This window comes from Streptomyces sp. NBC_01235 (genome assembly GCF_035989285.1).
Lineage (GTDB): Bacteria > Actinomycetota > Actinomycetes > Streptomycetales > Streptomycetaceae > Streptomyces.
In genome coordinates this window covers 5,135,181-5,157,811 of the sequence record NZ_CP108513.1, presented here as the reverse complement: position 1 = coordinate 5,157,811, position 22,631 = coordinate 5,135,181, and the positions used below count along the sequence as shown (strand labels likewise).

The following is a 22,631-nucleotide window of genomic DNA, read 5'->3' as shown; positions in this document are numbered from 1 at the left end:
TGGCTGGTCGCGCTCACGCGGCGGTAGCCGCACATCGACACAGCCCCGCGCCCCTAAAAGAACCTGATCTCCCAGGAGTTGAGGAGGGAACGCATGCTCGATCACGTCATCAAGGGTGCGACCGTCGTCGACGGGACGGGTGCGCCCTCGTTCGTCGCCGACGTGGGGATTCGCGATGGCCGGATCGCCGTCATCGGGACGGTCGCCGAGGACGCCGGAAGCGTGGACGATGCCGCCGGGCTCGTCCTCGCGCCCGGGTTCGTCGACCCCCACACGCACTACGACGCGCAGCTCTTCTGGGATCCGTACGCCACCCCGTCGCTGAACCACGGGGTGACAACCGTCGCCGCCGGGAACTGCGGTTTCACGCTCGCGCCGCTCAACCCCGCCCGCCCCGAGGACGCCGACTACACCCGCCGCATGATGTCCAAGGTGGAGGGCATGTCCCTGGTCGCGCTGGAGGAGGGGGCGCCCTGGAGCTGGCACGGGTTCGGGGAGTATCTGGACGCCCTCGAAGGCCGGATCGCGGTCAACGCGGGCTTCATGGTGGGGCACTGCGCGCTGCGGCGGTACGTGATGGGGCCGGACGCGGTGGGCGGGCAGCCCAGCGAGGAGCAACTGGCCGCGATCGTACGGCTGTTGCACGAGGCCATGGACGCGGGCGCGTGGGGCTTCTCCACCACGCAGTCCTCGACCCACTCCGACGGGGACGGACAGCCGGTCGCCTCCCGGCACGCCCTTCCCGCCGAACTCCTGGCGCTGTCGCGGGCCGTCGGCGAGCATGAGGGCACGCAGATCGAGGCGATCGTCGCGGGCTGCCTGGACCAGTTCAGCGACGCCGAGATCGACCTGTTCGTGGAGATGAGCGCGGCGGCAGGACGCCCCCTGAACTGGAACGTCCTCACCGTCGACGCGGCCGTCCCGGAGCGGGTGCCCCGGCAGCTCGTGGCGAGCGAGCGGGCGCGGAAGGCGGGCGGCAGGGTCGTGGCGCTGACCATGCCGATCCTCACGCCGATGAACATGTCCCTGGGCACGTTCTGCGCGCTGAACCTGATCCCCGGGTGGGGGCCGATCCTCGGCCTGCCGGTCCCGGAGCGGATCGAGAAGCTGCGGGACCCGGCCGTCCGGGCCGAGATGCTGCGGCGCGCCGAGTCGAAGGAGGCGGGCGTCTTCCGGCGGCTGACGAACTTCGGGCGGTACGTCATCGGCGACACGTACAGCGCGGCGAACGAGGGCCTCACCGGGCGGGTCCTCCGGGACGTCGCCGCCGAACGCGGCCTGGACCCCTTCGCCTGCCTGGTCGAGATCTGCGCGGCCGACGAACTGCGTACGGTGCTGTGGCCGATGCCCACGGACAACGACCCGGACTCGTGGGCGCTGCGGGCGGAGACCTGGAGCCACGAGGACGTCCTGCTCGGCGGCTCCGACGCGGGCGCGCACCTGGACCGCATGTGCGGGGCGCCGTACACCACACGCTTCCTCGGCGACTGTCTGCGCGGCCGGAAACTGGCCGGCCTGGAGCAGGCGGTGAAGATGCTGACGGACGACCCGGCGCAGCTCTTCGGCCTGCGCGAACGGGGCCGGATCCAGGAGGGCTTCCATGCCGACCTCGTCCTGTTCGACCCGGAGCGCATCGACGCGGGCAAGGCCACCCTGGTGCACGACCTGCCGGGTGACAGTCCGCGGCTGGACGCGAAGGCGATCGGGGTGCGGGCGGTCTGGGTCAACGGCGTGGCGGCCATCCGGGACGACGTCGTGACCGGCGCCGTACCGGGACGGGTGCTGCGCTCGGGGCGGGACACCAGGACGGTGAACACCAGGTGAGCGAGCAGGCCGCCGAGGGAGTGACCGACGGGCAGCGGCTGTTCGTGGGCGGGGTCTGGGTCGAACCGGACGCCGGCCACTACGAGGTCGTCGACCCGGCGACCGAGGGGACCGTCGGCCTGGCCCCGGAGGCCTCGCGGGATCAGGTGCGCGCGGCCTGCGCCGCGGCCCGCGAGGCCTTCGGCCCGTGGTCGCGCACCCCGCCCGAGGAACGGGCGGCGGTGCTCGGCCGGGCCGCCGACATCATCCGCGCCCGGCTGCTCCCGTACGCCGAGCTGGCCCAGGCCGAGACGGGCGCCACGACCGGCACCGCGCGCGGCATGCAGGTCGGGGTCGGCGCGGCCCGCTTCCGGCGCTACGCGCGCGTGGAGCCGGCCGAGTGGCCGATCCCGCCGCAGGTCAACGAGGCCGGCCCGATGGGGAAGGCGGGGGTGATGGGCGCGGTGGCCGTCCGGCAGCCCGTCGGGGTCGTCACGTGCGTCACCTCCTACAACAACCCGTGGGCGAACCCGGCCGGGAAGATCGCCCCCGCCCTCGCCATGGGCAACACGGTGGTCGTGAAACCCGCCCCGCAGGACCCCCTGTCCGTCTACCGGATGGCGGAGGCGCTGGAGGCGGCGGGCGTGCCGCGCGGGGTGGTCAACGTCGTCTCCGGGAGGGCGGTCGAGATCGGTGAGACGGCCGTGTCGTCGCCGGACGTCGACATGGTGAGCTTCACCGGCTCGACGGCGGTCGGACAGCGCATCGCCGAGGTGTGCGGCCGGGACATGAGACGCCAGCTGATGGAACTGGGCGGGAAGGGCGCGGCGGTCGTCCTCGACGACGCGGACGTCGCCTCGGCGGTGGCCGGCATCGGGACGACCTTCTCCTTCTACAGCGGCCAGATCTGCACGGCCCCGACACGGGTGCTGGCCCAGCGCGGGGTGTACGACCGACTCGTCGAGCAACTCGCGGTCCACGCACGGCGGTTGAAGGTGGGCGACCCGCGCGAGCCCGGCACGGTGGTCGGCCCGGTGATCTCGGCCGCGCACCGGGACCGGGTGGAGTCGTACGTGGAACTGGGGCGCAAGGAGGGCGCGGTGATCGTCGCGGGAGGCGAACGCCCGCCCCTGGAACGGGGTTTCTACGTCGCTCCGACCCTGCTCTCCGACTGCACGAACGACATGCGGGTGGCCCGGGAGGAGATCTTCGGCCCGGTGGTGACGGTCATCCCCTTCGACGAGGAGGACGAGGGCGTGGCCCTCGCGAACGACTCCGACTACGGGCTCATCGACTACGTCTGGTCGTCGGACGTGGCCCGGGCGTTCAGGGTGGCGCGTCGGCTGCGCGCGGGCGGCGTCGGCGTGAACACGGTCGGCCGCAACATGGAGGCGCCGTTCGGAGGGTTCAAGAGGAGCGGGGTGGGGCGGGACGTCGGCTCGTACGCGCTGCACGCCTACAGCGAGGTACAGGCGATCGTCTGGCCGGGGTGAACGGGCCGAGGTGAACAACGGGTGCCGTTCGCTTGCCCTTTGAGCCCTGAAGGCTGTCCCAGGCGTGCAGAGATCGTCGAGAGAACGCCGAACCGGCCACGGAATCCCCGACGGACCCGTAGCCTCCGGGCGCATGGGCCTGGACGGCCGTCCGGCCCCGCCCGTGAACACGCTCGGAAATCGTACGGAATCGTTCGGAGACCACCCGATGAAGCTCGCCAAACGTCTCGCCCTCACCACCACGGCCCTCGCCGTCGCGACCGCCGGCACCCTGCTGAGCACGACGGCCGGCAACGCCGCGCCCGCCCAGTCGGCCCCCACCCACGTCGACGCGCCCGCCGCCCTCAAGGTGCCCGACGGCAACCGGCTCACCAGCGTCTTCGACGCCAAGGGCGTCCAGACCTACACCTGCACCGACGGCGCCTGGAAGCTCCTGGAGCCCGCCGCCACCCTGTCCTACAAGAGAGACCGCGCCCACCGTCCCGTCGCCCTGCACTCCCGCGGCCCGGTCTGGGTGTCCACGGTGGACGGCAGCGCCGTCAACGCCGCCGTCGCCGTCGCCTCGCCCAAGACCGGCACCATCCCCGAGCTCCTGCTGAAGGCCACTGCCACCCGTGGCACCGGGGTCTTCGCCGACGTCACCTACATCCAGCGCCTCGACACGGCCGGCGGCGTCGCCCCCGCCACGGCCTGCACCGGCACCGACCAGGTCGGCGTCCCGTACTCCGCGACGTACGCCTTCTACAGGCCCGCCAAGTGAGCCTGGTCGGCTGACCGAGGGGCCATGGGGGACGGCCCCGTCAGTCCGTCAGATCCACCCGCACCGTGAGCAGCTGCGTGCCCAGTGTCCGTACGGCCGCGCTGTTGCCCCGGGGCAGGGTGCGCAGGCGGGCGACGGGGTCGTCGTCGGGCATGAGGTGGGCCGTACCGGAGTGCCACCGCCCACCGAGCCGCACCCGCACCCGCGGATCGGCCTGGATGTTGCGGACGTACTGCGACCGCTCACCGAACTCCGAGACCAGCCAGAAGGTGTCGCCGACCCGGCGGCCGCCCAGCGGGGTGCGCCGGGGCAGGCCGGAGACGCGGCCGGTGGTCTCCAGGAGCGTGTGGAACGGCAGTCGGCGTGTGAGCGGGTTGGCGACGTACCGCTGGAAGGCGGTGGTCGCGCGGAAACGGAGGTCGGCGGGGCGGGACATCGTCCGTGGGGCTCCTTCGCACGAGGCGCTGTTGCTTCCATGTTCCCCGAACGCCGTCGGCGTGACGAGAGCGGGTGGCTGCACCGCGACGGCCCCCCCTTCCCGCCCGTCGTCACCGGCGACTTCAACGCCTGGCCGGACTCGGACGAGGTGCGCCTCTTCGGCGGCACGAGGACCGCGCCGGCCGTCCCCGGCCTGGTCCTGTTCGACGCCTGGGACTACGCCGACCCGACCGTCCCCGGCGCCACGTGGACCCCCGAGAACCCGTACGCGGCCCGCCTGTTGGAACCCGCCGCCCGCATCGACCACATCCACGTGGGCCTGCCCGGCCCGGCGGGCGAGGGCCACGTACGCCACATCCGCCGGGCGGGCCACGGCCCCGTGGACGGGGTCTGGCCCTCGGACCACGCGGCGGTGGCAGTGGGCGTGACTGACGACACGACTGTCCCTCCCTGTTGGGAACCCGCGTCCTGCTGACGCGGTGAGGCCGCCATTCTGGGCGGCGCCGACAGGCCCGCGCGATTACCTCCCACGTAACTACCCGTTTCCCGCAGGGAGTTGAACAGTCGGGTTGGTGACCGACCGGGTATGCGCACGGCAAAAAACCTGTCGAGGAACACTGCCCACTTCGGACAGAATCCGATGGCCCACAACGGCGAGGATCTTCGCGCCGACTGTCAGACCACGGAGGCAACACCCATGAGACAGCACCGAGTTACCCTGCTCGTCGCGGCCACCGCCCTGGCGCCGGCCCTCCTCTTCACCACCCCGGCGTTCGCCACCGACTCGACGACCACAACGGCGGCGAGCACAACGGCGACGGCCGCAACGGCGACGACCGATACGCCGGTGGACGAGATGTCGGAGGACGACCTCCGTGTCGCGATCGCGCGCATCCTGGCGGACGAGGACAGCGGCAAGAGGGTCGTCCGGGAGGCCAACGCGGCCCTCGACGGCACCGTGGAGGACATGCGCGCCTTCCTGAAGACCGGCTACCGCCTCGCCCAGGCGGAGGACGACCGCGTCGCCATCGTCCGCATCCTGGGAGACAAGAATTCCGGCAAGGCGGTCGTCCGGGAGGCCACCAAGGCCCTTGAGACCAACACCCCGGAGGCCCTGCGCGCCTTCCTGGAGACCGGCTACCGCCTCGCCCGGGCGGAGGACGACCGCGTCGCCATCTTCCGCATCCTGGGAGACAAGAATTCCGGCAAGGCGGTCGTCCGGGAGGCCACCAAGGCCCTTGAGACCAACACCCCGGAGGCCCTGCGCGCCTTCCTGGAGACCGGCTACCGCCTCGCCCGGGCCGAGGACGACCGTGTCGCCGTCGCCCGCATCCTGGCCGACCCGACCATCAGCGACGCCCTCCGCGCGGCCGCCGAACAGGCCATCGACGGTACGCCGGAGGAGCTGCGGTACTTCCTGGAGGTCGGGCAGTACGAGGTGGACGGCTAGGACGCGGCTGGGCCTCTGTCCGGACGGCACGCCTGGATCCGCGGCCGAAGCCAGAACCGCACAGCAGCCGCGGCCGCACTCATGAGCGCGGCTGGTGTGCGGGGCGTGTGCGAGGCATGTGGTCCCTGGACGGAGCCCTGCCGGCCGCGTGTTAGCCTCCCGGCGGTCAAGATCGAAACGGGGGAGTCGATGGCCATGTCGAGAAGGGCTGCGGGCGTCGCCGCAACGGCGCTCTGCGCAATCGTGCCCATGTTCGTGACGGGCTGCGCGTCGGGCTCCGACGAGGACGTGAACGAGCCCACCAGCCACCCGACGCAGGACACCGGCATCACCGCCGAGGTTGGCGAGCGCTTCACGCTCTCCGTGCCGGAGAACGCGTCCACCCGCCAGCACTGGTACCTGGTCGACCCCAAGCCGGACGGCTCGGTGGTCCGCAACAGCGACCGGCGCTACGAGTCGGCCGACGACGGGAAGACGGTCGGCGGCGACGGCACCCTCGTCTTCACCTTCGAGGCCACGGGCAAGGGCAGCACGCGGATCGTGCTGCTGCACTGCACGTTCCCCACGGCCGACGCCAAGGCCTGCGGCGGCGGTGGCGCCTCCGCGGCCCCGTCGACGGCCTCGTCCTCCCCCTCCACCCCGCCCGAGCCGGAGCGGGTCACGTACACGGTGACGGTCGGCTGAGACGTGAAGCGAGAGAGGGCGGGCCGCCGCCTGGCTGTCGGGGCACTGCTCCCCTTTGTGCTGACCGGCTGTGGCATGTTCGGTCCCCCCGAGTACGAGACGGATGAGCGGACGATCACCGTGGACGCGGGCGAGGAGTTCACCCTGTCCGTCCCGGCCAATCCCAACCTGGGCCAGAACTGGTACCTGTCCGACCCGCGCCCCGACACGAAGGTGCTCCGCTATGGAGGCAGGCGGGAGGAGTTCGAGGGCGGCAAGCCGGGTGTCACCGGCAGCGGCGACGGCACGCAGTACTTCGACTTCACGGCGGTCGCCTCCGGCACGACGACGGTGAAGCTCCTGCACTGTCCGATGGCCAGGTGCCACAGCGCCGCGCAGGCGGAGGCGACATCGCCCCCGGTCCCCACGGCCACCGGTACGACGGAGCCGGACGACGAGCCCGCGTACTTCCTCTACGAGGTCACGGTGCGCTGAGGGCGTCGAGCAGGGCGGCGAAGGCGGTGGGGGTGGTGGTGAGGACGGTTTGGGCGGGGTCGGCGGATTCGATGAGGCGGATCGCCTTGGGGTCGGGGTCGGCGGATATGTGGACGCAGGCGTCGCCTTCTTGGCAGTAGGACGACTTCTGCCAGGCGTGTGGGGACATGCCGGCTCCTTCACAGGTTCTGGGCAACGGAGTGGATCAGGTCGAGCGACTTCTCGGGGCTGAGTGCGGTGGCCTCCACGATGTCGAGGAGGTTTCGGTACTTCTGCAGGTGGGCCTCGGCATCGAGAAGAAGAGGGCCGTGGAACTGGTCGAGTTGCGCGGTGTCGAGTTGCGCTACGGGGCCGTAGAGGTAGTTGATGGACTGGCCCGACCCCGGGAACGCGCCGACGCCGAAGGGCAGTACGCGGACGCTGATGTGTTCCAGTTCGCCCATGTCGAGCAGATGTTGCAACTGGGCGCGCGCCACGCTTCGACCACCGACCCCCATGTGCAGGGCTGCTTCATGCATGACGGTCCGGTACGGAGTGGGGTTCGTCCCGTACAACACGCCCTGCCGCTTCACTCGGTGTGAAACGCGGTGCTCGATCTCGGGCGAGGTGGGCGCGGGGATGACGGGCCGCCCGTTGTCGGCACATCCGGCGAGGAGCCTGACGTGGGCGTTGGGGAGAGGGAGCCGTGCAGACGTCATGGGAACGATCGTTCCCCCCGCACAGCTCGCTCCCTTCCTCACCGAGTGAAGAACGACACCGGATGACGAGGATCCGCCGCGCGCCCGAACCACCCCGCGTGGCCACCGCCACCAGCGGTCATTCCCACCGGCTGCCGCGCCGCCTCAGAACAGCGCGGGATACGTCCAGCCGGTGGCGAGGGTGTAGGTGGCGCTGAACGTGCCGTCGCCCCAGCCCTTGTTCCGCAGCAGCTTGCCGTCGGTCGTTCGGGAGACGAGGTCGGGGAAACCGTCGCCGGTCACGTCGCCGACCGCGATGATCGCGTTGCGGCCGGCGCCCCAGTCCTGGAACACCAGTGTCCGCGGCTTGAAGCCGCCCGTGCCGTTGCCGTCGTAGCGCCACAGCTCGCCGCCGGCGTCCCGCGCGATGAGGTCGCCGATGCCGTCGCCGGTCACGTCGGCCGCGCCGACGACGGTGTAGCCCTTCCATCCGGTGCCGACGCGTACCCCCGGGTCCACAAGGCCCTGGGCGTTGGTCCTGTACAGGTAGAGATCGCCGGTCGCGGCCTGGCGGGCCAGCAGGTCGGGGCGGTGGTCACCGGTGAAGTCGTCGGCCGCGACGACGGTGTCGAAGCCGCCCCAGCCGGAGCCGACCAGCGTGCGCTCGGCGTCGGGCAGGAAGTTGCCGATGCAGCCGCCGGACTGCCGGTAGAGCTTGCCGTCGGTGGTCCTGCTGATCATGTCGGAGCAGTTGTCGCCGGTCATGTCGCCGACGGGGATGAAGCGGGTGCGCGGGTCCCATCCCGACCAGCCGTGGGAGGTGGTCAGCGCGCCGTCGGAGAACCGGTGGGCCTCCAGCAGGCCGCCGCTGGTCATCGTGTACAGCTCGCCGTAGCCGTCGGTGTCGGCGTCGCGGAAGGCGGACCGGCCACCGGAAAGCAGGAAGCTCCCGGTGGGGAGGGTGCGGACAGCGCCGCCGTCGCCCGGGTCCACGGTCATGGTCCAGTGGTAGCGGCCGCTCACCGCCTTCTCGCCCGCGTCGTCCTTGCCGTCCCAGGAGGCACGGACGGCGGCGCCTTCGTGGGAACTGCCGGTGAGGGTGCGGACGGTGGCGCCGTACGCGTCCTTGATGGTGAGCTTCCAGGAGGCGGGCGGGCGGGTGAGCCGCCAGGTGCCCTCCCACAGGGGGTCGCTCGCCTTGCGCAGGTCCACTGTGGAGTCCGTGCGCCAGTCGAACAGGCTGATCCGCGACCGCGGCACCGTCACCGGCCGGATGTGGATCATCTGCTCGTTGTCGGTGTAGGCCACGTGGCCGCCGTACCGGTCGGCGGTCAGGTTGTTGATCGACGTCCCCTGGGGGACCGTGAAGAAGGGGGTGGTGGCGGCCGGGTGGCCCCCGCCGAGGTGGAAGTCGGTGAGCGTCACCGTCCGCCCGTCCTCGGACTGCTGGACCAGATAGCCGTCGCCGACCTTGGCGGGCCGTGCACCGGGGACGGGGATGTTCTTGCCGGTGCTGTGGTCCCACACCCCGGCCTTGTCCGACGCGGAGCAGCGCCAGTACAGCCACTGCCCGACCGCCTGCAGGTCGTCGGGGACGCAGCCGGAGCCGAGCGCCACGTTCGCCGAGTTCGCCTTGGTGACCAGGTCGTAGGAGTTGACCGTGCCGGCGGTGCTGCCCGGCTTCCAGAGCTTCGTGCCCCAGATGGACACCGCGGTGACCGACCGGGTGTGGACCTGCCCCGGGTAGGGCACGGCCGGGTCGAAGGAGCCGATGCGCTGCACGTCGTCGTCGTTGACAGCGACGTACGAACCGCCGGCCGCGACCACGTGGTCCGGGGACTCCCAGGAGAACGGGCCGAGTCCGGTCTGGCTCTCGGGCGCCCCGCCGCCGAGGGCCTCCTGGCCCCCGTGGGGGGTCATGTAGGCGACCCGGCCGTCGCCGAGTGCCCACAGTTTGGAGTAGAACCCGCTGCACGTGTACTCCGCGGGGTCGACGCCCTCGCACGGGTAGTTCGCCCAGACCCCTTGGGCAGCGAGCCGGCGGGGCCCCGGCTGCGGGGTGCCGACGGCCGGGAGGTCGAACTCCCAGAGCCCCCGGTAGGACTCGGGGTCTGCCGTCCCCAGCACGCTGAGCTTCCCGCCGCCCAGTGCGAGGGTCTCGATGTAGGCATTGAGGCCGCCCTGGGTGCCGAGCGGGAACACTGTCTCGTCGTCGGCCACTCGCGGCGCACCCGGCGAGGCCGCCGCGGGCCCCGGGGAGAGACCCAGACCGCCGATCGCCAGCGCGACGGCGGTCCCGATCGTGAGCGAGGTGTGCCTGATCGTGCGGGTGGTCATGTCAGCCCCCTGGTGGACGAGGAGTCATTTCGTCGTCTTGGAAGCTATGACCCTCGGGACTTCCGGCGGGTTGTACAGAACTGAATGATCGTCAGGACCGGATGTCGTCAAGCAGCCGACTCGCTCTGGAATCGCCGGCACGGACGCTCCGTTCGCAAGACCCTCGGCCCCCTCAGGTTCCAGGCGGATGGTCACCGGGGTGTCGAGGCCGACCTTTGAGAGGGAGATCTTGCTCGACTCGGCGCGGCCGTCGGCCCCAATGCCGACCGGTCGGTATGGACACCCGCTCCGTCTCCCGGTACAGATGAGGACGTCACCCGCGACGACGCCGTCGAAAGAGCCGTACGCAGCGAAAGGCCCGCCCATGCGCATCGCCGTCACGATCTTCCTCACCGACGAGACGATCACCCCCACCCGCCTCGCCCGTGAGCTGGAGCAGCGCGGCTTCGCCGGGCTCTACCTGCCCGAGCACACGCACATCCCGGTCGAGCGGACCACCCCCTACCCCGCCGGCGGCGACCTGCCCCGCGAGTACGGCCGCACCCTCGACCCCTTCGTCGCCCTCGGCCAGGCGGCGGCGGTGACGCAGACGCTGGGTCTCGGCACCGGCATCACCCTCGTCGCCCAGCACGACCCGATCGACCTGGCCAAGCAGATCGCGACCGTCGACCATCTCTCCGGCGGCCGGCTCACCCTCGGCCTCGGCTACGGCTGGAACGTGGAGGAGGCCGCCGACCACGGCGTCCAGTGGCGCACGCGCCGCGAACTGGTCCGGGACCGGATGCGGCTGATGCAGGCCCTGTGGGCGGAGGAGCCGACCGCGTACGAGGGCGAGTACGGCAGCGTGCGCGCCAGCACGGCTTACCCCAAGCCCGTGCAGAAGCCGCGCGGCCCGGTCACCGGCCCCCGCACCCTCGTCGGCGGAGCCGCGGGCCCGAAGCTGTTCTCGCACATCTGCGAGTACGCCGACGGCTGGCTGCCGATCGGCGGCCGCGGCCTCTCCGAGTCCCTCCCGGCCCTGCGCGCGGCCTGGGCGGACGCCGGCCGGGAGCCGTCCGCCCTCCAGGTCGTGCCGTACGCCGTCCACCCGTCCCCCGGCAAGCTCGCCCACTACGCGGAGCTCGGCATCGAGGAGGTCGTGGTGCAGCTGCCGCCGGCCGGCGAGGCGGAGGTGCTGGGCCTGCTCGACGGGTTCGCGCCCTACCTCTAGTGCGCAGACCCGACCCCTAGTGCGCCGACGGCCCGAAGTCGGGCGGCGTCAGTCCGTCTTCTGCGGGCTCGTCGTCGCCCTGCCGCCATTCGGGGTCCACGGCGCAGGGCGTGGAGGCGCCGCCGGTGAAGTAGCCGCGGTCCTCGAACCACTGGAACGACATCCGCTCCTTCCCGTCCGAGCGCGAGGCGTACAGGTCCCAGTAGTCGCCGGACACGTTCTCCCGGTACGAGGTGATGTCCCAGCCGGTGTCCTCGAGATGCTCGCGCAGCCGGCGCAGGCCGGCGCTCGCCTGCTCGGCGGGGACGTGGTCGAGGGCCCAGCTGTGGTGCATGCGGTAGGCGCCGTCGACCGCCTCGTCCGTCAGACCGCCCCGGTAGCAGGAGTCCGAGCCGAGGGTGTTCTCGGGCGAGACGCCCACCTTCTCGACACCGGGCCTGATGGTGCGCGTGAACCCCAGGACGTCGTACGCCTCCTGGGAGCGCTCGACCGCGCGGCTCGCCATCTCCTCGGGCGCGACGCGGGGGAAGTCCGAGGCGTCCTTCGTCACCACGGCGATCCAGACGACCAAGGCGAGGACGAGGAGCAGCGGTACGGCGACGATCGCCGCGCAGCCGATGCCGACGGCCTGCGCGGCGGTGGTGCGGGTCGGGGCGGGGTCGGTGGTGCTCTCCTCGGGCATGCCGGAACCGTAGGTCGGCCGGGGTGCGCGGGGCATCGGCGCGGCTGCGTACGGGGGGTGGGTACGCGTACTCAGGCCTCACGCTTGGAAAACGTGATCGTATGCTCAATGGATGACGACTTCCGCGACCTCCGGAACCGGCTCTGGCCCGACCCCCGGCCCCACCGAGAACTCCATGCGTCGCGCTCTCAAACGGGCTCGTGACGGCGTCGCCCTCGACGTCGGCGAGGCGGCCGTGTTGCTCCAGGCGCGCGGCCAGGCGCTGAAGGACCTCGCCGCGTCCGCCGCCCGGGTGCGGGACGCCGGTCTGGCGGAGGCCGGCCGGCCCGGCGTCATCACCTACTCCAAGAGCGTCTTCATCCCCCTCACCCGCCTGTGCCGGGACAAGTGCCACTACTGCACGTTCGTGACCGTCCCCGGCAAGCTGCGCCGGGCCGGGCACGGGATGTTCATGTCCCCCGACGAGGTGCTCGACATCGCCCGTCGTGGCGCCGCCCTCGGCTGCAAGGAAGCCCTCATCACCCTCGGCGACAAGCCCGAGGAGCGCTGGCCGGAGGCCAGGGAGTGGCTCGACGCGCACGGGTACGACGACACCATCGCCTACGTCCGCGCCATCTCCATCCGCATCCTGGAGGAGACGGGGCTGCTCCCGCACCTCAACCCGGGAGTCATGTCCTGGACCGACTTCCAGCGCCTGAAGCCCGTCGCCCCCTCGATGGGCATGATGCTGGAGACGACGGCCACCCGCCTCTGGTCGGAGCCCGGCGGCCCGCACCACGGCTCCCCGGACAAGGAGCCCGCCGTCCGCCTGCGGGTCCTGGAGGACGCCGGCCGCTCCTCCGTCCCCTTCACCTCCGGGCTCCTGATCGGCATCGGCGAGACGTACGAGGAGCGCGCCGAGTCCCTGTTCGCGCTGCGCAGGGTCTCCCGTGCCTACCACGGCATCCAGGAGCTGATCATCCAGAACTTCCGCGCCAAGCCGGACACCGCGATGCGCGGCATGCCGGACGCGGAACTCGACGAGCTCGTCGCCACGGTCGCCGTGGCCCGCCTCCTCATGGGGCCGGGCGCCTGCCTCCAGGCCCCGCCCAACCTGGTCGACAGCGAGTACGAACGCCTCATCGGCGCCGGGATCGACGACTGGGGCGGGGTCTCCCCGCTGACCATCGACCACGTCAACCCCGAGCGCCCCTGGCCGCAGATCGAGGAGCTCGCCGAGAAGTCCGCGGCGGCCGGCTTCGAGCTGCGGGAACGTCTCTGCGTGTACCCGGAGTTCGTGCGGCGCGGCGAGCCCTGGCTGGACCCGCGGCTGCTCCCGCACGTCCGCGCGCTGGCCGACCCGCAGACGGGACTGGCCGTGCCGGACGCCGTCGTCGAGGGCCGCCCGTGGCAGGAGCCGGAGGAGGTGTTCGTCTCCTTTGGCCGTACGGACCTGCACCGCACCATCGACACGGACGGCCGGACGTCCGACCGGCGCGACGACTTCGACGAGGTGTACGGCGACTGGGCCGCCCTGCGCGAGGCCGCCGCCCCCGGCATGGCGCCGGAGCGCATCGACACCGACGTACGCCAGGCCCTGCGCACCGCCGCCGACGACCCCACGAAGCTCACCGACGCCGAGGCCCTCGCCCTGCTCCACGCGGACGGCCCGGCGCTGGACGCCCTCACGGGCATCGCGGACGACGTCCGCCGCTCGGCCGTCGGCGACGACGTCACCTACATCGTCACGCGGAACATCAACTTCACCAACGTCTGCTACACGGGCTGCCGTTTCTGCGCCTTCGCTCAGCGCCGCACCGACGCCGACGCGTACACGCTCTCCCTCGACCAGGTCGCCGACCGCGCCCAACAGGCCTGGGAACTGGGCGCGGTGGAGGTCTGCATGCAGGGCGGCATCCACCCGGACCTGCCCGGCACGGCGTACTTCGACATCGCCAAGGCGGTGAAGGAACGGGTCCCCGGCATGCACGTGCACGCGTTCTCGCCGATGGAGGTGGTCAACGGCGCGACCCGCACCGGCATGTCCATCCGCGAGTGGCTGACGGCGGCGAAGGAGGCGGGACTCGACTCCATCCCCGGCACGGCGGCCGAGATCCTCGACGACGAGGTCCGCTGGGTCCTCACCAAGGGCAAGCTGCCGACGGCGACCTGGATCGAGGTCGTCACGACGGCGCACGAGGTCGGGATCCGGTCGTCCTCGACGATGATGTACGGCCACGTCGACCAGCCGCGGCACTGGCTCGGCCACCTGCGGACCCTGGCGCGCATCCAGCAACGGACGGGCGGCTTCACGGAGTTCGTCACGCTCCCCTTCATCCACACGAACGCGCCGGTGTACCTGGCGGGCATCTCCCGCCCCGGCCCGACCATGCGGGACAACCGGGCGGTCACGGCGATGGCCCGTCTCCTCCTGCACCCGCACATCCCCAACATCCAGACCAGCTGGGTGAAGCTGGGCACGGAGGGCGCGGCGGAGATGCTCCGCTCGGGGGCGAACGACCTGGGCGGCACGCTGATGGAGGAGACGATCTCCCGTATGGCGGGCTCCTCCTACGGCTCCTACAAGTCCGTCAAGGACCTGATCGCCGTCGCGGACGCGGCGGGCCGCCCGGCCCGGCCTCGCACGACGCTGTACGGCGAGGTGCCGCAGGAGCGGCAGCGCGCGGCGTCGGCGTCCGACGGCCACCTGCCGGAACTGCTGCCGGTGCTCGACTGAGGGACAGCCCGACAGGATCCCCACAGTACGATGATCGGACCCCTCCTGACCGAGGGGTCCCGTAGCTGAGGAGATGCGTGCCCGTGCCTGCCCGACGGCTTCCCTCCTGGGCCTGGGTCACCGGCCTGACGGTCGGCGCGATCGCCGCGGTCGTCGTCCTGACGACGCAGGCCGAGAACGGCCCGCACCCGACGGCGTCGGCGAGCCGCCCGAGCGCCTCGGCGTCCGCGGGCACGCGCCCCGCGGCCTCGCCGAAACCGTCGGCCACCCCGAACACGGCCGAGGTGCCCGCCAGTTCGGGCACCGGCCGCCGGATCGTCTACTCCCTGGGACAGCACCGGGTCTGGCTGGTCGACGCGGACGACACCGCCCGCCGCACCTTCACGGTCTGGCCGGGCACGGTGGCCCCGGTCGTCGGCAGCTACACGGTGTCGCTGCGCAGGGACGCCGTCACCGGCTCCGACGGCGTGGCGATCGAGCACGTCATCTACTTCTCCGCCACGTCCGGCGTCAACATCGCCTTCTCCAACGCGGTCGACGGCTCCTCCCCGCCCCCGGCAGCCGCCGGCACGAAGACCGGCGGCATCCGGATGCCGAAGGCGGACGGAACGGCCCTGTGGGCCTTTGGTGAGACGGGGACGAAGGTCAGGGTCGTCGAATAGGAGTCCCCGGGGCCCAAGGGATCACGCCTGGGAGTCGTCCCGTCCCGTCGGCAGGTGGTTGACGAGCAGCACGACACCGCTGAACAGGAACGCCCGGGTCGCCGCCTCCAGCCCGTTCCAGTTCTCCGACTGCCACATCGCGAACCACTCCCCGCCGATCGCGATGAACCCGGCGCCGAACAGCAGCATGAGCATGAGCAGCCCGTACGTGGACAGCGCACGACCGCGTATGAGGTCCCGCCGCGCCCAGAACCAGGTCCCGGCGGCCAGCACCAGCCCGGCGACGGTCTCCCACGCGATGATCGCGACATAGGCGGCGTCCTGCAGCCCCTTGCTCGTCACCGCCCGCCACATCAGGTCGTCGTCCTTGAACGTCGTGTCCATCGCCAGCACATGACGCACGAACTGCTGGTTCGTACCGAAATCGGTGATGTTTCCGAAGGCGACGAGAAGCGTGTAGAGCGCGACCGTCCCGGTGAGAAGGGTCGCGGCAAGAGGCAGCACACGCGTGGCGTGTGAGATACGTGAGGTGGGGGTGGTCATGCCGGTGTCCTTACCCCACCAGGTCTCCATCACCCCTCCACCGGACAGCCCGTGCACAGGCCGGGAACAGGACGATGTTCGATTACAGTGACGAACGTCGTACGTACGGACGGTGCCCGGGAGGACTTGGTGGGTGCGACTGCCGGGCCCGTCTGGGGCCGTGCCGAACAGCAGGACTTCCGCAGCCGGGTGCGTGGCACGCTGCTGGGCACGGCGGTGGGGGACGCGCTCGGGGCGCCCGTCGACGGGCTGGGGTTCGAGGAGATCCGGCAGGGGCACGGGCCGGAAGGGGTCGTCGACCTGGTTCCCGCCTACGGGCGGCGCGGCGCGGTCACGCATCTCACCCAGCTGACCCTGTTCACCGTGGACGGCCTCATCCGCGCGCAGGTCCGGCGCGACATCGGCGCCTGGCATCCGCCGACCGATCTGCACCGGGCGTATCTGCGCTGGGCCGCCACCCAGCGCGACTGGGGGCCCGACCTGCGCCGCAAGGACGACGGCTGGCTCGCGCACGAGGAGTGGCTGTACGCCCGGCGTGATCCGACCCGGACTCTGCTGCTCGGGCTCGGTGACGAGGTGATGGGGACGCTCGACTCGCCCAAGAGCCCCGGCGCGGCCGGACCGGAGGCCGTCCCCCGGTCGGTGCCCTTCGGACTGTTGGTCGGCTGGGAGCCGCAGCTCGTCGCGCAGCTCGCCGTCGAGTGCGCGGCCCAGACCCACGGCCACCCGACGGCGTACCTCTCGGCGGGCGCGTACGCCGTCACCGTGCACGCGCTGGCCCGGGGCGAGAGTCTCGACGGCGCGGTGCAGCGGGCGCTCGCCCTGCTGGCCGCGAGGCCGGGACACGAGCCGGTGTCGGAGGCGTTGCAGCGCGCGCTGGGCGCCGTACGGCAGGGGCTGCCGGGGCCGGGGAGGGTGGAGGAGCTCGCGGGGGAGGGGACCGCGGAAGCGGTGCTGTCGGGTGCCGTGTACTGCGCGCTCGTCGCGGAGGACGTCCGGCACGGGCTGCGGCTCGCCGTGAACCACGGCGCCCCCTCGGCGCCGACCGCCGCCGTCGCCGGGGGCCTCCTCGGCGCCCTGCACGGCGAGACGGCCCTCCCGCCGGCCTGGCTGGCCGAACTGGAGGGCCGTCCCACGATCCTGGAACTGGCCGACGACTTCGCCATGGAGATGACCCAGGGCCCGGCCCTCCACAACCCCGCGGGCGCGTCGCCGGGGTGGCTGGCCCGGTATCCGAGGGGCGCGTAGTCGTGTGGGGCGCGTGGTCGCGTGGCGCGCGTGGTCGTGAGGGGCGGCTGGTCGTGAGGGGTGGTTAGTCCTTCACCGGCACCGCGTCCCGGGGGCCGGGGACGGCGGCCGTCGCGCCCGAGGAGTCCCCGTTCCCGTTGATCCGCTCGATGATCGCGAGCCGTTCCGGGGTGTCCTCCGGCTTCAGGAAGCCGATGAGGATGTACAGAACCAGCGACACGGCCAGCGGGATCGACACCTGGTACTGGAGCGGGACTCCGCCGTCGACGTTCCAGTTGATCGGGTAGTTGACCAGCCAGAAGGCCAGCAGGCCCATCGACCAGCTCGTCAGCGCGGCCGTCGGGCCGGAGCGGCGGAACGGGCGCAGCAGGCCCAGCATCATCGGGATCGCCATCGGGCCCATCAGTCCGGCCACCCACTTGATGACGACGGTGATGATGTCCTTGAAGGCGGGCGAGTTGACCTGCGTGGCCGCCGCCATGGACAGCCCGAGGAAGACGACGGTCGTCACGCGCGCCGCGATCAGCCCCGACCGCTGGTTCCACTGACGCGCCCTGGCCCAGATCACGGGCGCGCAGTCCCGGGTGAAGACGGCGGCGATGGCGTTGGCGTCGGAGGAGCACATGGCCATCGTGTGGGAGAAGAAGCCGACGATGACCAGGCCCAACAGGCCGTGCGGCAGGAGCTGTTCGGTCATCAGGGCGTAGGAGTCGGAGCCGTCCGGCTTGTTCGACGTCACCAGCAGGGGCGACATCCACATCGGGAAGAACAGCACCAGCGGCCACACCAGCCACAGCACCGCCGACAGCCGCGCGGAGCGCTCGGCCTCCTTGGGGCCGGCCGTGGCCATGTACCGCTGGGCCTGGTTGAGCATGCCGCCGTTGTACTCGAAGAGCTTGATGAAGAGGAACGCGAGCAGGAACACCGTGCCGTACTGGGCGACCAGGGGCTTGTCGTGGCCCTGGAGAGCCGGCTCGTCCCAGGCGCCGAGGAAGCCGATGCCCTTGTCGTTCAGCTTCAGCACGACGGCGACGAACATCGCGATGCCGGCCAGCAACTGGATGACGAACTGGCCGAGTTCGGTCAGCGCGTCCGCCCACAGCCCGCCGATGGTGCAGTAGACGGCGGTGATCGCGCCGGTGATGAGGATGCCCTGGTTGAGGGACATCCCGGTGAAGACGGACAACAGGGTCGCGATGGCCGCCCACTTCGCGCCCACGTCCACGATCTTCAGCAGCATCCCGGACCAGGCGAGCGCCTGCTGCGTCTTGAGGTCGTAGCGGTTCTTCAGGTACTCCAGCGGGGAGGCCACATGGAGCCGCGAGCGGAGCCGGTTGATGCGGGGCGCGAACAGCTTGGAGCCGATCGCGATGCCGAGGGCGATGGGGAATGACCAGGTGACGAAGGAGGTGACGCCGTAGGTGTAGGCGATGCCCGCGTACCCGGTGAACATCACCGCGCTGTAGCCCGACATGTGGTGCGAGATGCCGGACAGCCACCAGGGCATCTTGCCGCCGGCGGTGAAGAAGTCGCTGACGTCGTCCACCCGTTTGTGCGACCAGACGCCGATGGCGACCATCACGCCGAAGTAGCCGATGAGCACGGCCCAGTCGAGCCCGTTCATGTGCGCCCTCCCATGGTTCAGCCCGCGTTCAGCCCGGCGCTCATCGTGGGCGCTCTCGCATGAACGCGACAAGTAACCGTAGGGTCAAAGGGAGGTAAAGCTATTCGGCATGGTGGTCCGTGTTCACCTACGTGAACTCACCGCATCAGCTCCCCGGCGTTGACCAGCAACGACTGTCCCGTGATCGCCCGCGCCCGGTCCGACGCCAGGAACACCGCCGCGTCGGCCACATCGCCGTCCGTGGCGAGTTCGGGCAGCGCCATCCGCCCGGTGAGCCGTCCCAGCACCTCCTCCTCGGCGACCCCCTCCGTGTGCGCGGTGAACTGCACGTAGGCCTGCACCGGCGGCCCCCACATCCACCCCGGCAGCACGGAGTTGACCCGGATCCGGTGCGGGCCCAGCTCCCGCGCGAGGGAGTACATGGCGCTGGTCAGCGCCCCCTTGGAGGCCGCGTACGCAGCCTGCCGCACCTGTGAGGGCGCGGCGACGGCGGACTGCGTCCCGATGAACACCACCGCCCCGCCCCTCGCCTTCAGCGCCGGCAGGCACGCCCGCGTCATCCTCAGACTGCCCAGCAGGTTCACGTCGATCACCGACCGCCAGGTCGTGAAGTCGGCTTCCTCGACCCCGCCGAAGTAGGAGTCCCAGGCCGCCACCTGCACCACGGCGTCGATCCCGCCGAAGCGCTCCCGCGCCAGCCCCGCCAGCGCCTCGCAACTCCCCTCGTCGGTGATGTCGGTGACCCGGTACGCCGTGCGCGCCCCCTTCGGGTCGATCTCGGCCGCGCTCTTGGCGAGGTTCGCCTCGGTCCGCGCCCCCAGCACGGCGTTCCCGCCGTCCCGTACGACCGCGGCGGCGACCTGGTGCCCGAGCCCGGCGCCGACTCCCGAGACGACGACGGTCTTGCCCGCGAGCAGTGACATCGGGTACCTCCCGGCTCTGGCACATTATCTGACGGAGCGTCAGAGTATGGGCGACCGCAGGAGGACGGAAGGGGAGGAACGTGAGCGAGGAGACCCGCAGCGAGACGTACGCCGAACTGGCCGCCGTAGGCCCGTACGGAGTCCGTCCCGGCCACGCCCTGATCACCATGGTCGAACCGCACCCCGGCCACGAGTACGCCTACAACCGCTGGTACGAGGACGACCACTACTACGCCGGCGCGATGGCGATGCCCTGGATGTACGCGGGCCGCAGGTGGGTGGCGACCCGCGACCTCCAACTGCTGCGCCACCCGGAGAAGTCGGCGATCGCCCAGCCCGTCACCGCCGGCTGCTACCTCTCCACCTACTGGATCACCGACGGCCGCTACGACGACCACATGAAGTGGACGGTCGCCATCAACAAGCGCCTCAACCGGGACGCCCGCGTCTACCAGGACCGCACCCACGTCTTCACCGCGTTCCAGGACCACGAGACGACCGTCTACCGGGACGGGGCGGCGGGGCCCCGCGACTATCACGCGCTGGACCACCCGTACGCCGGGCTGGTGGTGGAGGTCATCGACACCGAGACCCCCGAGCAGCGCGTCGGCCTGCTGGAGTGGCTGCGCACCCGCCACCTCCCCGAGCGCCTCGCCGGCTCCCCGACCGCCATGGTCACGGTCTTCCGCCCGACGCCCCTCCCCGGCGACCGCATGACCTACGTCAAGCAGGTCGAGGGCGTCGACACCCGCCTGACGCTGCTGTGGTTCCTGGAGGTGGACCCGAGGGAGTGCTGGGACCAGCACTTCACCGGACTGGAGCAGGCCGTGGGGGAGTCCGGGCTGGGCGCCGGTGTGGAGCTGGTGGCGCCGTTCGTCCCGACGGTGCCGGGCACGGACCGGTACGTGGACCAGTTGCGGTGAGTCGTCTCGCCGCGACGGGCGTGGGGCCCGAAGCGGTTCAGGGCCCCACGCCCGTCGCGGCGGGTTACCGGTTCCGCGCCCACCACGCGATGCCCGCCACGAGCGCGGAGCCCGCTGCCCAGGCCGCGCCGCGTACCAGGCTGAAGAGCGCGGCACGGCCGAGCCTGCGGGTGAACGTGGTCCTGTCCATGGGTGCCTCCCCTTGGTGGTCGTCGGCCTGAGCGGCCGGGCAGAACGACCGTCCCGGGTGGCAGTGGGTGATGTCCGATAAGGCGGGCACTGAGGGCAAAGTTTCTCTACGCTCCTTGTCAGGGGCGTGCCCGCCGTGCCCGGGGCGGGCGGCTTGGCATGACGGGCACGAGGAAAGCGGGGGCAGGGATGGGCAAGCCGCCCAAGGCTCGCGAGTTGTACGACGCACTGCGGGCCCTGGAAGCAAGAGCCAAAGCCGCGTACAACAGGCAGGAGGGGAAGAAGTATTCGCGCCGTGAGACCGCGCGGAAGGCCGACGTCCCCGGTGCGAACCTGGACAGGCGCCTTGCGGAGTGGCTGCCCGACGAGTGGGACAGGGCGAGCACACCGGATCCCAGCAGCAGCGACCATCTGATGGCCGTGGTCAGGCTGTGGAGCTCGTGGGCCGGCGAGCCATGCGTCGATGGCCGGTGGCGGACCTTGCTGGACGAGGCACAGCCTCCCCGCCCCCCGGTACGGCGCCGGGGCCCGGTTCTCGTCGGCACCACTGACACCGACGGGCTTCCCGCGGCACCTGTGGACGGTGGAGCCCTCGCAGAACCCAGCAGCGTCGACTACCTCTACCTCCAAGGACAGGTCGAAGATCTCCGAGCCCGGGTGGGAACCCTCCACGGTTGCGTCCACGGCGCCGAAGACACCAGGCCCCACCTCCTTCGACACGTCAACTGGCTTCTTGAACTCGTCCAAAGAGAAGAGCGACGAGCCGAGGAGGCCACCACAGAGGCGGCCGCGGCCCGGAAACAACTGTCCGCGGCCGCGGAGTACGCCAAGGAGTCCGACGCCCTTCTCGAGGCCCAGCGGGAACAGTTGCGGCAGCTACGACAAGAGATCAAGGTACTGCGGCGTCAGGTACGGCAACTCACCGAGGAACGCCGGGAACAAGACCCCAAGGACCCCCTCGACCACGCGGTGCGGGCCGGCGTCGCGAAAGTCCGGTCCGAGTCCTTGGCCGTGCCGGCGCGGTCTTGGGGAAGCGGCTCCAGGGCGGACAGGGTCCTGAATGCCGACGCGCCCTGGGAGGGATTCGATCCCCATGAGTATGTGAGCCGCAACTACCTGTATATGCAGCCTGACGACGAAGAGATCATTTCCCAAGTGCGTGATCACTTCAGTGATCATTTTCAGGGTGATGGCAGGGGGTATGCCGGTATTGATGTCGGCGCCGGTGGCAATCTCTATCCCGCCCTCGCCATGCTGCCCTGGACCGAGAACATCACGCTCCTCGAGCGGTCCCGCCGGAATCTGAACTACCTTCGCGGCCAGTGCGACCACTACGACCCGCACTGGGATCAGTTCTGGGACGTCCTGTGTCGGGAGCAGGGATACGCTCGACTCGGCGTCGCGCCCCGGGAGCGCCTCAGAAAGGCCGCGCAGGTCGAGCAGGGCGATCTCTTCGACCTCGGCGATCACCCTGGCCGCTGGGATCTGGGCACGATGTTCTTCGTCGCCGAATCCATCACTGCATCGATTGAAGAGTTCCGGCGCGGCGTGAGCTGTTTCATGGGTTGCCTCAGGCCAGGGGCTCCCTTCGCCGCCGCATTCATGGCGAACTCTGCCGGATATCGCGTGGGCGACGTCGATTTTCCGGCTTGCGACATCGGTGAAACCGAGGTCGAGGCGACGCTCCGTGACTTCACCCGGGACATGAAGGTGTACCCCCTACGGCGGGCCGGAGGCCTCGTGCGTGACGGTTACACCGGAATGCTTCTGGTCTGCGGCCATCGGAACGAGTGAG

The 22,631-nt window shown here is 71.1% G+C and carries 23 protein-coding genes; 13 read left to right on the top strand and 10 right to left on the bottom strand.

The genetic code is table 11. The features are described 5' to 3' along the window. Window positions 1–78: 78 nt before the first annotated feature. The 3 genes from OG289_RS22725 to OG289_RS22715 all read left to right on the top strand — a co-directional run bounded on the left by OG289_RS22725 (window position 79) and on the right by OG289_RS22715 (window position 4,056). Entirely contained in the window at window positions 79–1,824 is a 1,746-nt protein-coding gene (locus OG289_RS22725; RefSeq protein WP_327315878.1) for an N-acyl-D-amino-acid deacylase family protein, read from the top strand. Next, window positions 1,821–3,296: an aldehyde dehydrogenase family protein gene (locus tag OG289_RS22720; RefSeq protein WP_442818940.1), complete on the top strand. Its 1,476-nt coding sequence runs from the start codon at window positions 1,821–1,823 to the stop codon at window positions 3,294–3,296. The genes OG289_RS22725 and OG289_RS22720 overlap by 4 nt, the downstream gene beginning before the upstream one ends. 208 nt (window positions 3,297–3,504) lie before the next feature. Continuing rightward, window positions 3,505–4,056: a DUF3455 domain-containing protein gene (locus OG289_RS22715; protein ID WP_327315877.1), complete on the top strand. Its 552-nt coding sequence runs from the start codon at window positions 3,505–3,507 to the stop codon at window positions 4,054–4,056. 40 nt (window positions 4,057–4,096) lie between these two features. Here OG289_RS22715 and OG289_RS22710 read toward each other — a convergent pair whose 3' ends face one another. Further along, window positions 4,097–4,492, bottom strand: a complete 396-nt coding sequence (locus tag OG289_RS22710) for a nitroreductase/quinone reductase family protein (protein WP_327315876.1) — start codon at window positions 4,490–4,492, stop codon at window positions 4,097–4,099. A gap of 39 nt (window positions 4,493–4,531) precedes the next feature. On the opposite strand from OG289_RS22710, the gene OG289_RS22705 reads away from it, so the two are divergent. The 4 genes from OG289_RS22705 to OG289_RS22685 all read left to right on the top strand — a co-directional run bounded on the left by OG289_RS22705 (window position 4,532) and on the right by OG289_RS22685 (window position 7,102). After that, window positions 4,532–4,969 carry an endonuclease/exonuclease/phosphatase family protein gene (locus OG289_RS22705; protein ID WP_442818939.1) on the top strand — a complete coding sequence of 146 codons (438 nt, stop codon included), beginning with the start codon at window positions 4,532–4,534 and terminating at the stop codon, window positions 4,967–4,969. A 222-nt stretch (window positions 4,970–5,191) separates the two neighbouring features. Further along, entirely contained in the window at window positions 5,192–5,944 is a 753-nt protein-coding gene (locus tag OG289_RS22700; RefSeq protein ID WP_442818938.1) for an ALF repeat-containing protein, read from the top strand. Between the two features lie 195 nt (window positions 5,945–6,139). After that, complete coding sequence (locus OG289_RS22690; RefSeq protein ID WP_327315875.1) at window positions 6,140–6,628, top strand: protease inhibitor I42 family protein; 489 nt, start codon at window positions 6,140–6,142, stop codon at window positions 6,626–6,628. Between the two features lie 3 nt (window positions 6,629–6,631). After that, window positions 6,632–7,102 carry a protease inhibitor I42 family protein gene (locus tag OG289_RS22685; protein ID WP_327315873.1) on the top strand — a complete coding sequence of 157 codons (471 nt, stop codon included), beginning with the start codon at window positions 6,632–6,634 and terminating at the stop codon, window positions 7,100–7,102. Here OG289_RS22685 and OG289_RS22680 read toward each other — a convergent pair. From OG289_RS22680 to OG289_RS22665, 4 genes are all read right to left on the bottom strand, one after another. Next, a complete protein-coding gene (locus OG289_RS22680) occupies window positions 7,089–7,271 on the bottom strand; it encodes a DUF397 domain-containing protein (RefSeq protein ID WP_327315872.1) in 183 nt (60 codons plus the stop codon). The genes OG289_RS22685 and OG289_RS22680 overlap by 14 nt on opposite strands. A gap of 10 nt (window positions 7,272–7,281) precedes the next feature. Beyond that, a complete protein-coding gene (locus OG289_RS22675; RefSeq protein ID WP_327315871.1) occupies window positions 7,282–7,800 on the bottom strand; it encodes a DUF5753 domain-containing protein in 519 nt (172 codons plus the stop codon). Window positions 7,801–7,944: 144 nt separating this feature from the next. Continuing rightward, window positions 7,945–10,116 carry an FG-GAP-like repeat-containing protein gene (locus OG289_RS22670; protein WP_327315870.1) on the bottom strand — a complete coding sequence of 724 codons (2,172 nt, stop codon included), beginning with the start codon at window positions 10,114–10,116 and terminating at the stop codon, window positions 7,945–7,947. Between the two features lie 24 nt (window positions 10,117–10,140). Then, on the bottom strand, window positions 10,141–10,509 hold the full coding sequence (locus OG289_RS22665; protein ID WP_327315869.1) for a hypothetical protein: 369 nt from the start codon (window positions 10,507–10,509) through the stop codon (window positions 10,141–10,143). Between OG289_RS22665 and OG289_RS22660 the strand changes: the two genes are divergently transcribed. Continuing rightward, window positions 10,481–11,326 carry an LLM class F420-dependent oxidoreductase gene (locus tag OG289_RS22660; protein WP_327315868.1) on the top strand — a complete coding sequence of 282 codons (846 nt, stop codon included), beginning with the start codon at window positions 10,481–10,483 and terminating at the stop codon, window positions 11,324–11,326. The genes OG289_RS22665 and OG289_RS22660 overlap by 29 nt on opposite strands. 16 nt (window positions 11,327–11,342) lie before the next feature. Here the strand turns inward: OG289_RS22660 and OG289_RS22655 are convergent, their stop codons facing one another. Then, a complete protein-coding gene (locus OG289_RS22655) occupies window positions 11,343–12,008 on the bottom strand; it encodes a hypothetical protein (RefSeq protein WP_327315867.1) in 666 nt (221 codons plus the stop codon). Window positions 12,009–12,120: 112 nt separating this feature from the next. On the opposite strand from OG289_RS22655, the gene OG289_RS22650 reads away from it, so the two are divergent. Together OG289_RS22650 and OG289_RS22645 are read left to right on the top strand one after the other, a co-directional pair. After that, window positions 12,121–14,724 carry a bifunctional FO biosynthesis protein CofGH gene (locus OG289_RS22650; RefSeq protein ID WP_327315866.1) on the top strand — a complete coding sequence of 868 codons (2,604 nt, stop codon included), beginning with the start codon at window positions 12,121–12,123 and terminating at the stop codon, window positions 14,722–14,724. Window positions 14,725–14,801: 77 nt separating this feature from the next. Beyond that, window positions 14,802–15,386, top strand: a complete 585-nt coding sequence (locus OG289_RS22645) for a hypothetical protein (RefSeq protein WP_442818937.1) — start codon at window positions 14,802–14,804, stop codon at window positions 15,384–15,386. A gap of 21 nt (window positions 15,387–15,407) precedes the next feature. Here OG289_RS22645 and OG289_RS22640 read toward each other — a convergent pair whose 3' ends face one another. Further along, a complete protein-coding gene (locus OG289_RS22640; RefSeq protein ID WP_327315864.1) occupies window positions 15,408–15,929 on the bottom strand; it encodes a DUF2165 domain-containing protein in 522 nt (173 codons plus the stop codon). A 129-nt stretch (window positions 15,930–16,058) separates the two neighbouring features. Here OG289_RS22640 and OG289_RS22635 point away from each other — a divergent pair, with 129 nt between their 5' ends. Beyond that, window positions 16,059–17,177, top strand: a complete 1,119-nt coding sequence (locus OG289_RS22635; protein ID WP_327315863.1) for an ADP-ribosylglycohydrolase family protein — start codon at window positions 16,059–16,061, stop codon at window positions 17,175–17,177. Between the two features lie 64 nt (window positions 17,178–17,241). Here the strand turns inward: OG289_RS22635 and OG289_RS22630 are convergent, their stop codons facing one another. Continuing rightward, the gene (locus OG289_RS22630) at window positions 17,242–18,801 is read right to left on the bottom strand and encodes a sodium:solute symporter family protein (RefSeq protein WP_327315862.1); all 1,560 of its coding nucleotides are present in this window, start codon (window positions 18,799–18,801) and stop codon (window positions 17,242–17,244) included. Window positions 18,802–18,938: 137 nt separating this feature from the next. Then, window positions 18,939–19,724, bottom strand: a complete 786-nt coding sequence (locus OG289_RS22625; RefSeq protein WP_327315861.1) for an SDR family oxidoreductase — start codon at window positions 19,722–19,724, stop codon at window positions 18,939–18,941. Between the two features lie 80 nt (window positions 19,725–19,804). On the opposite strand from OG289_RS22625, the gene OG289_RS22620 reads away from it, so the two are divergent. Further along, window positions 19,805–20,647, top strand: coding sequence for a hypothetical protein (locus tag OG289_RS22620; protein ID WP_327315860.1), 843 nt, complete (start codon window positions 19,805–19,807; stop codon window positions 20,645–20,647). Window positions 20,648–20,711: 64 nt separating this feature from the next. On the opposite strand, the gene OG289_RS22615 is transcribed toward OG289_RS22620, so the two are convergent. After that, window positions 20,712–20,837 (bottom strand): hypothetical protein, encoded by a 126-nt coding sequence (locus OG289_RS22615; RefSeq protein WP_327315859.1) that lies wholly within the window; start codon window positions 20,835–20,837, stop codon window positions 20,712–20,714. Between the two features lie 188 nt (window positions 20,838–21,025). Between OG289_RS22615 and OG289_RS22610 the strand changes: the two genes are divergently transcribed. Beyond that, window positions 21,026–22,630: an SCO2525 family SAM-dependent methyltransferase gene (locus tag OG289_RS22610; RefSeq protein WP_327315858.1), complete on the top strand. Its 1,605-nt coding sequence runs from the start codon at window positions 21,026–21,028 to the stop codon at window positions 22,628–22,630. Window position 22,631: the final 1 nt, after the last annotated feature.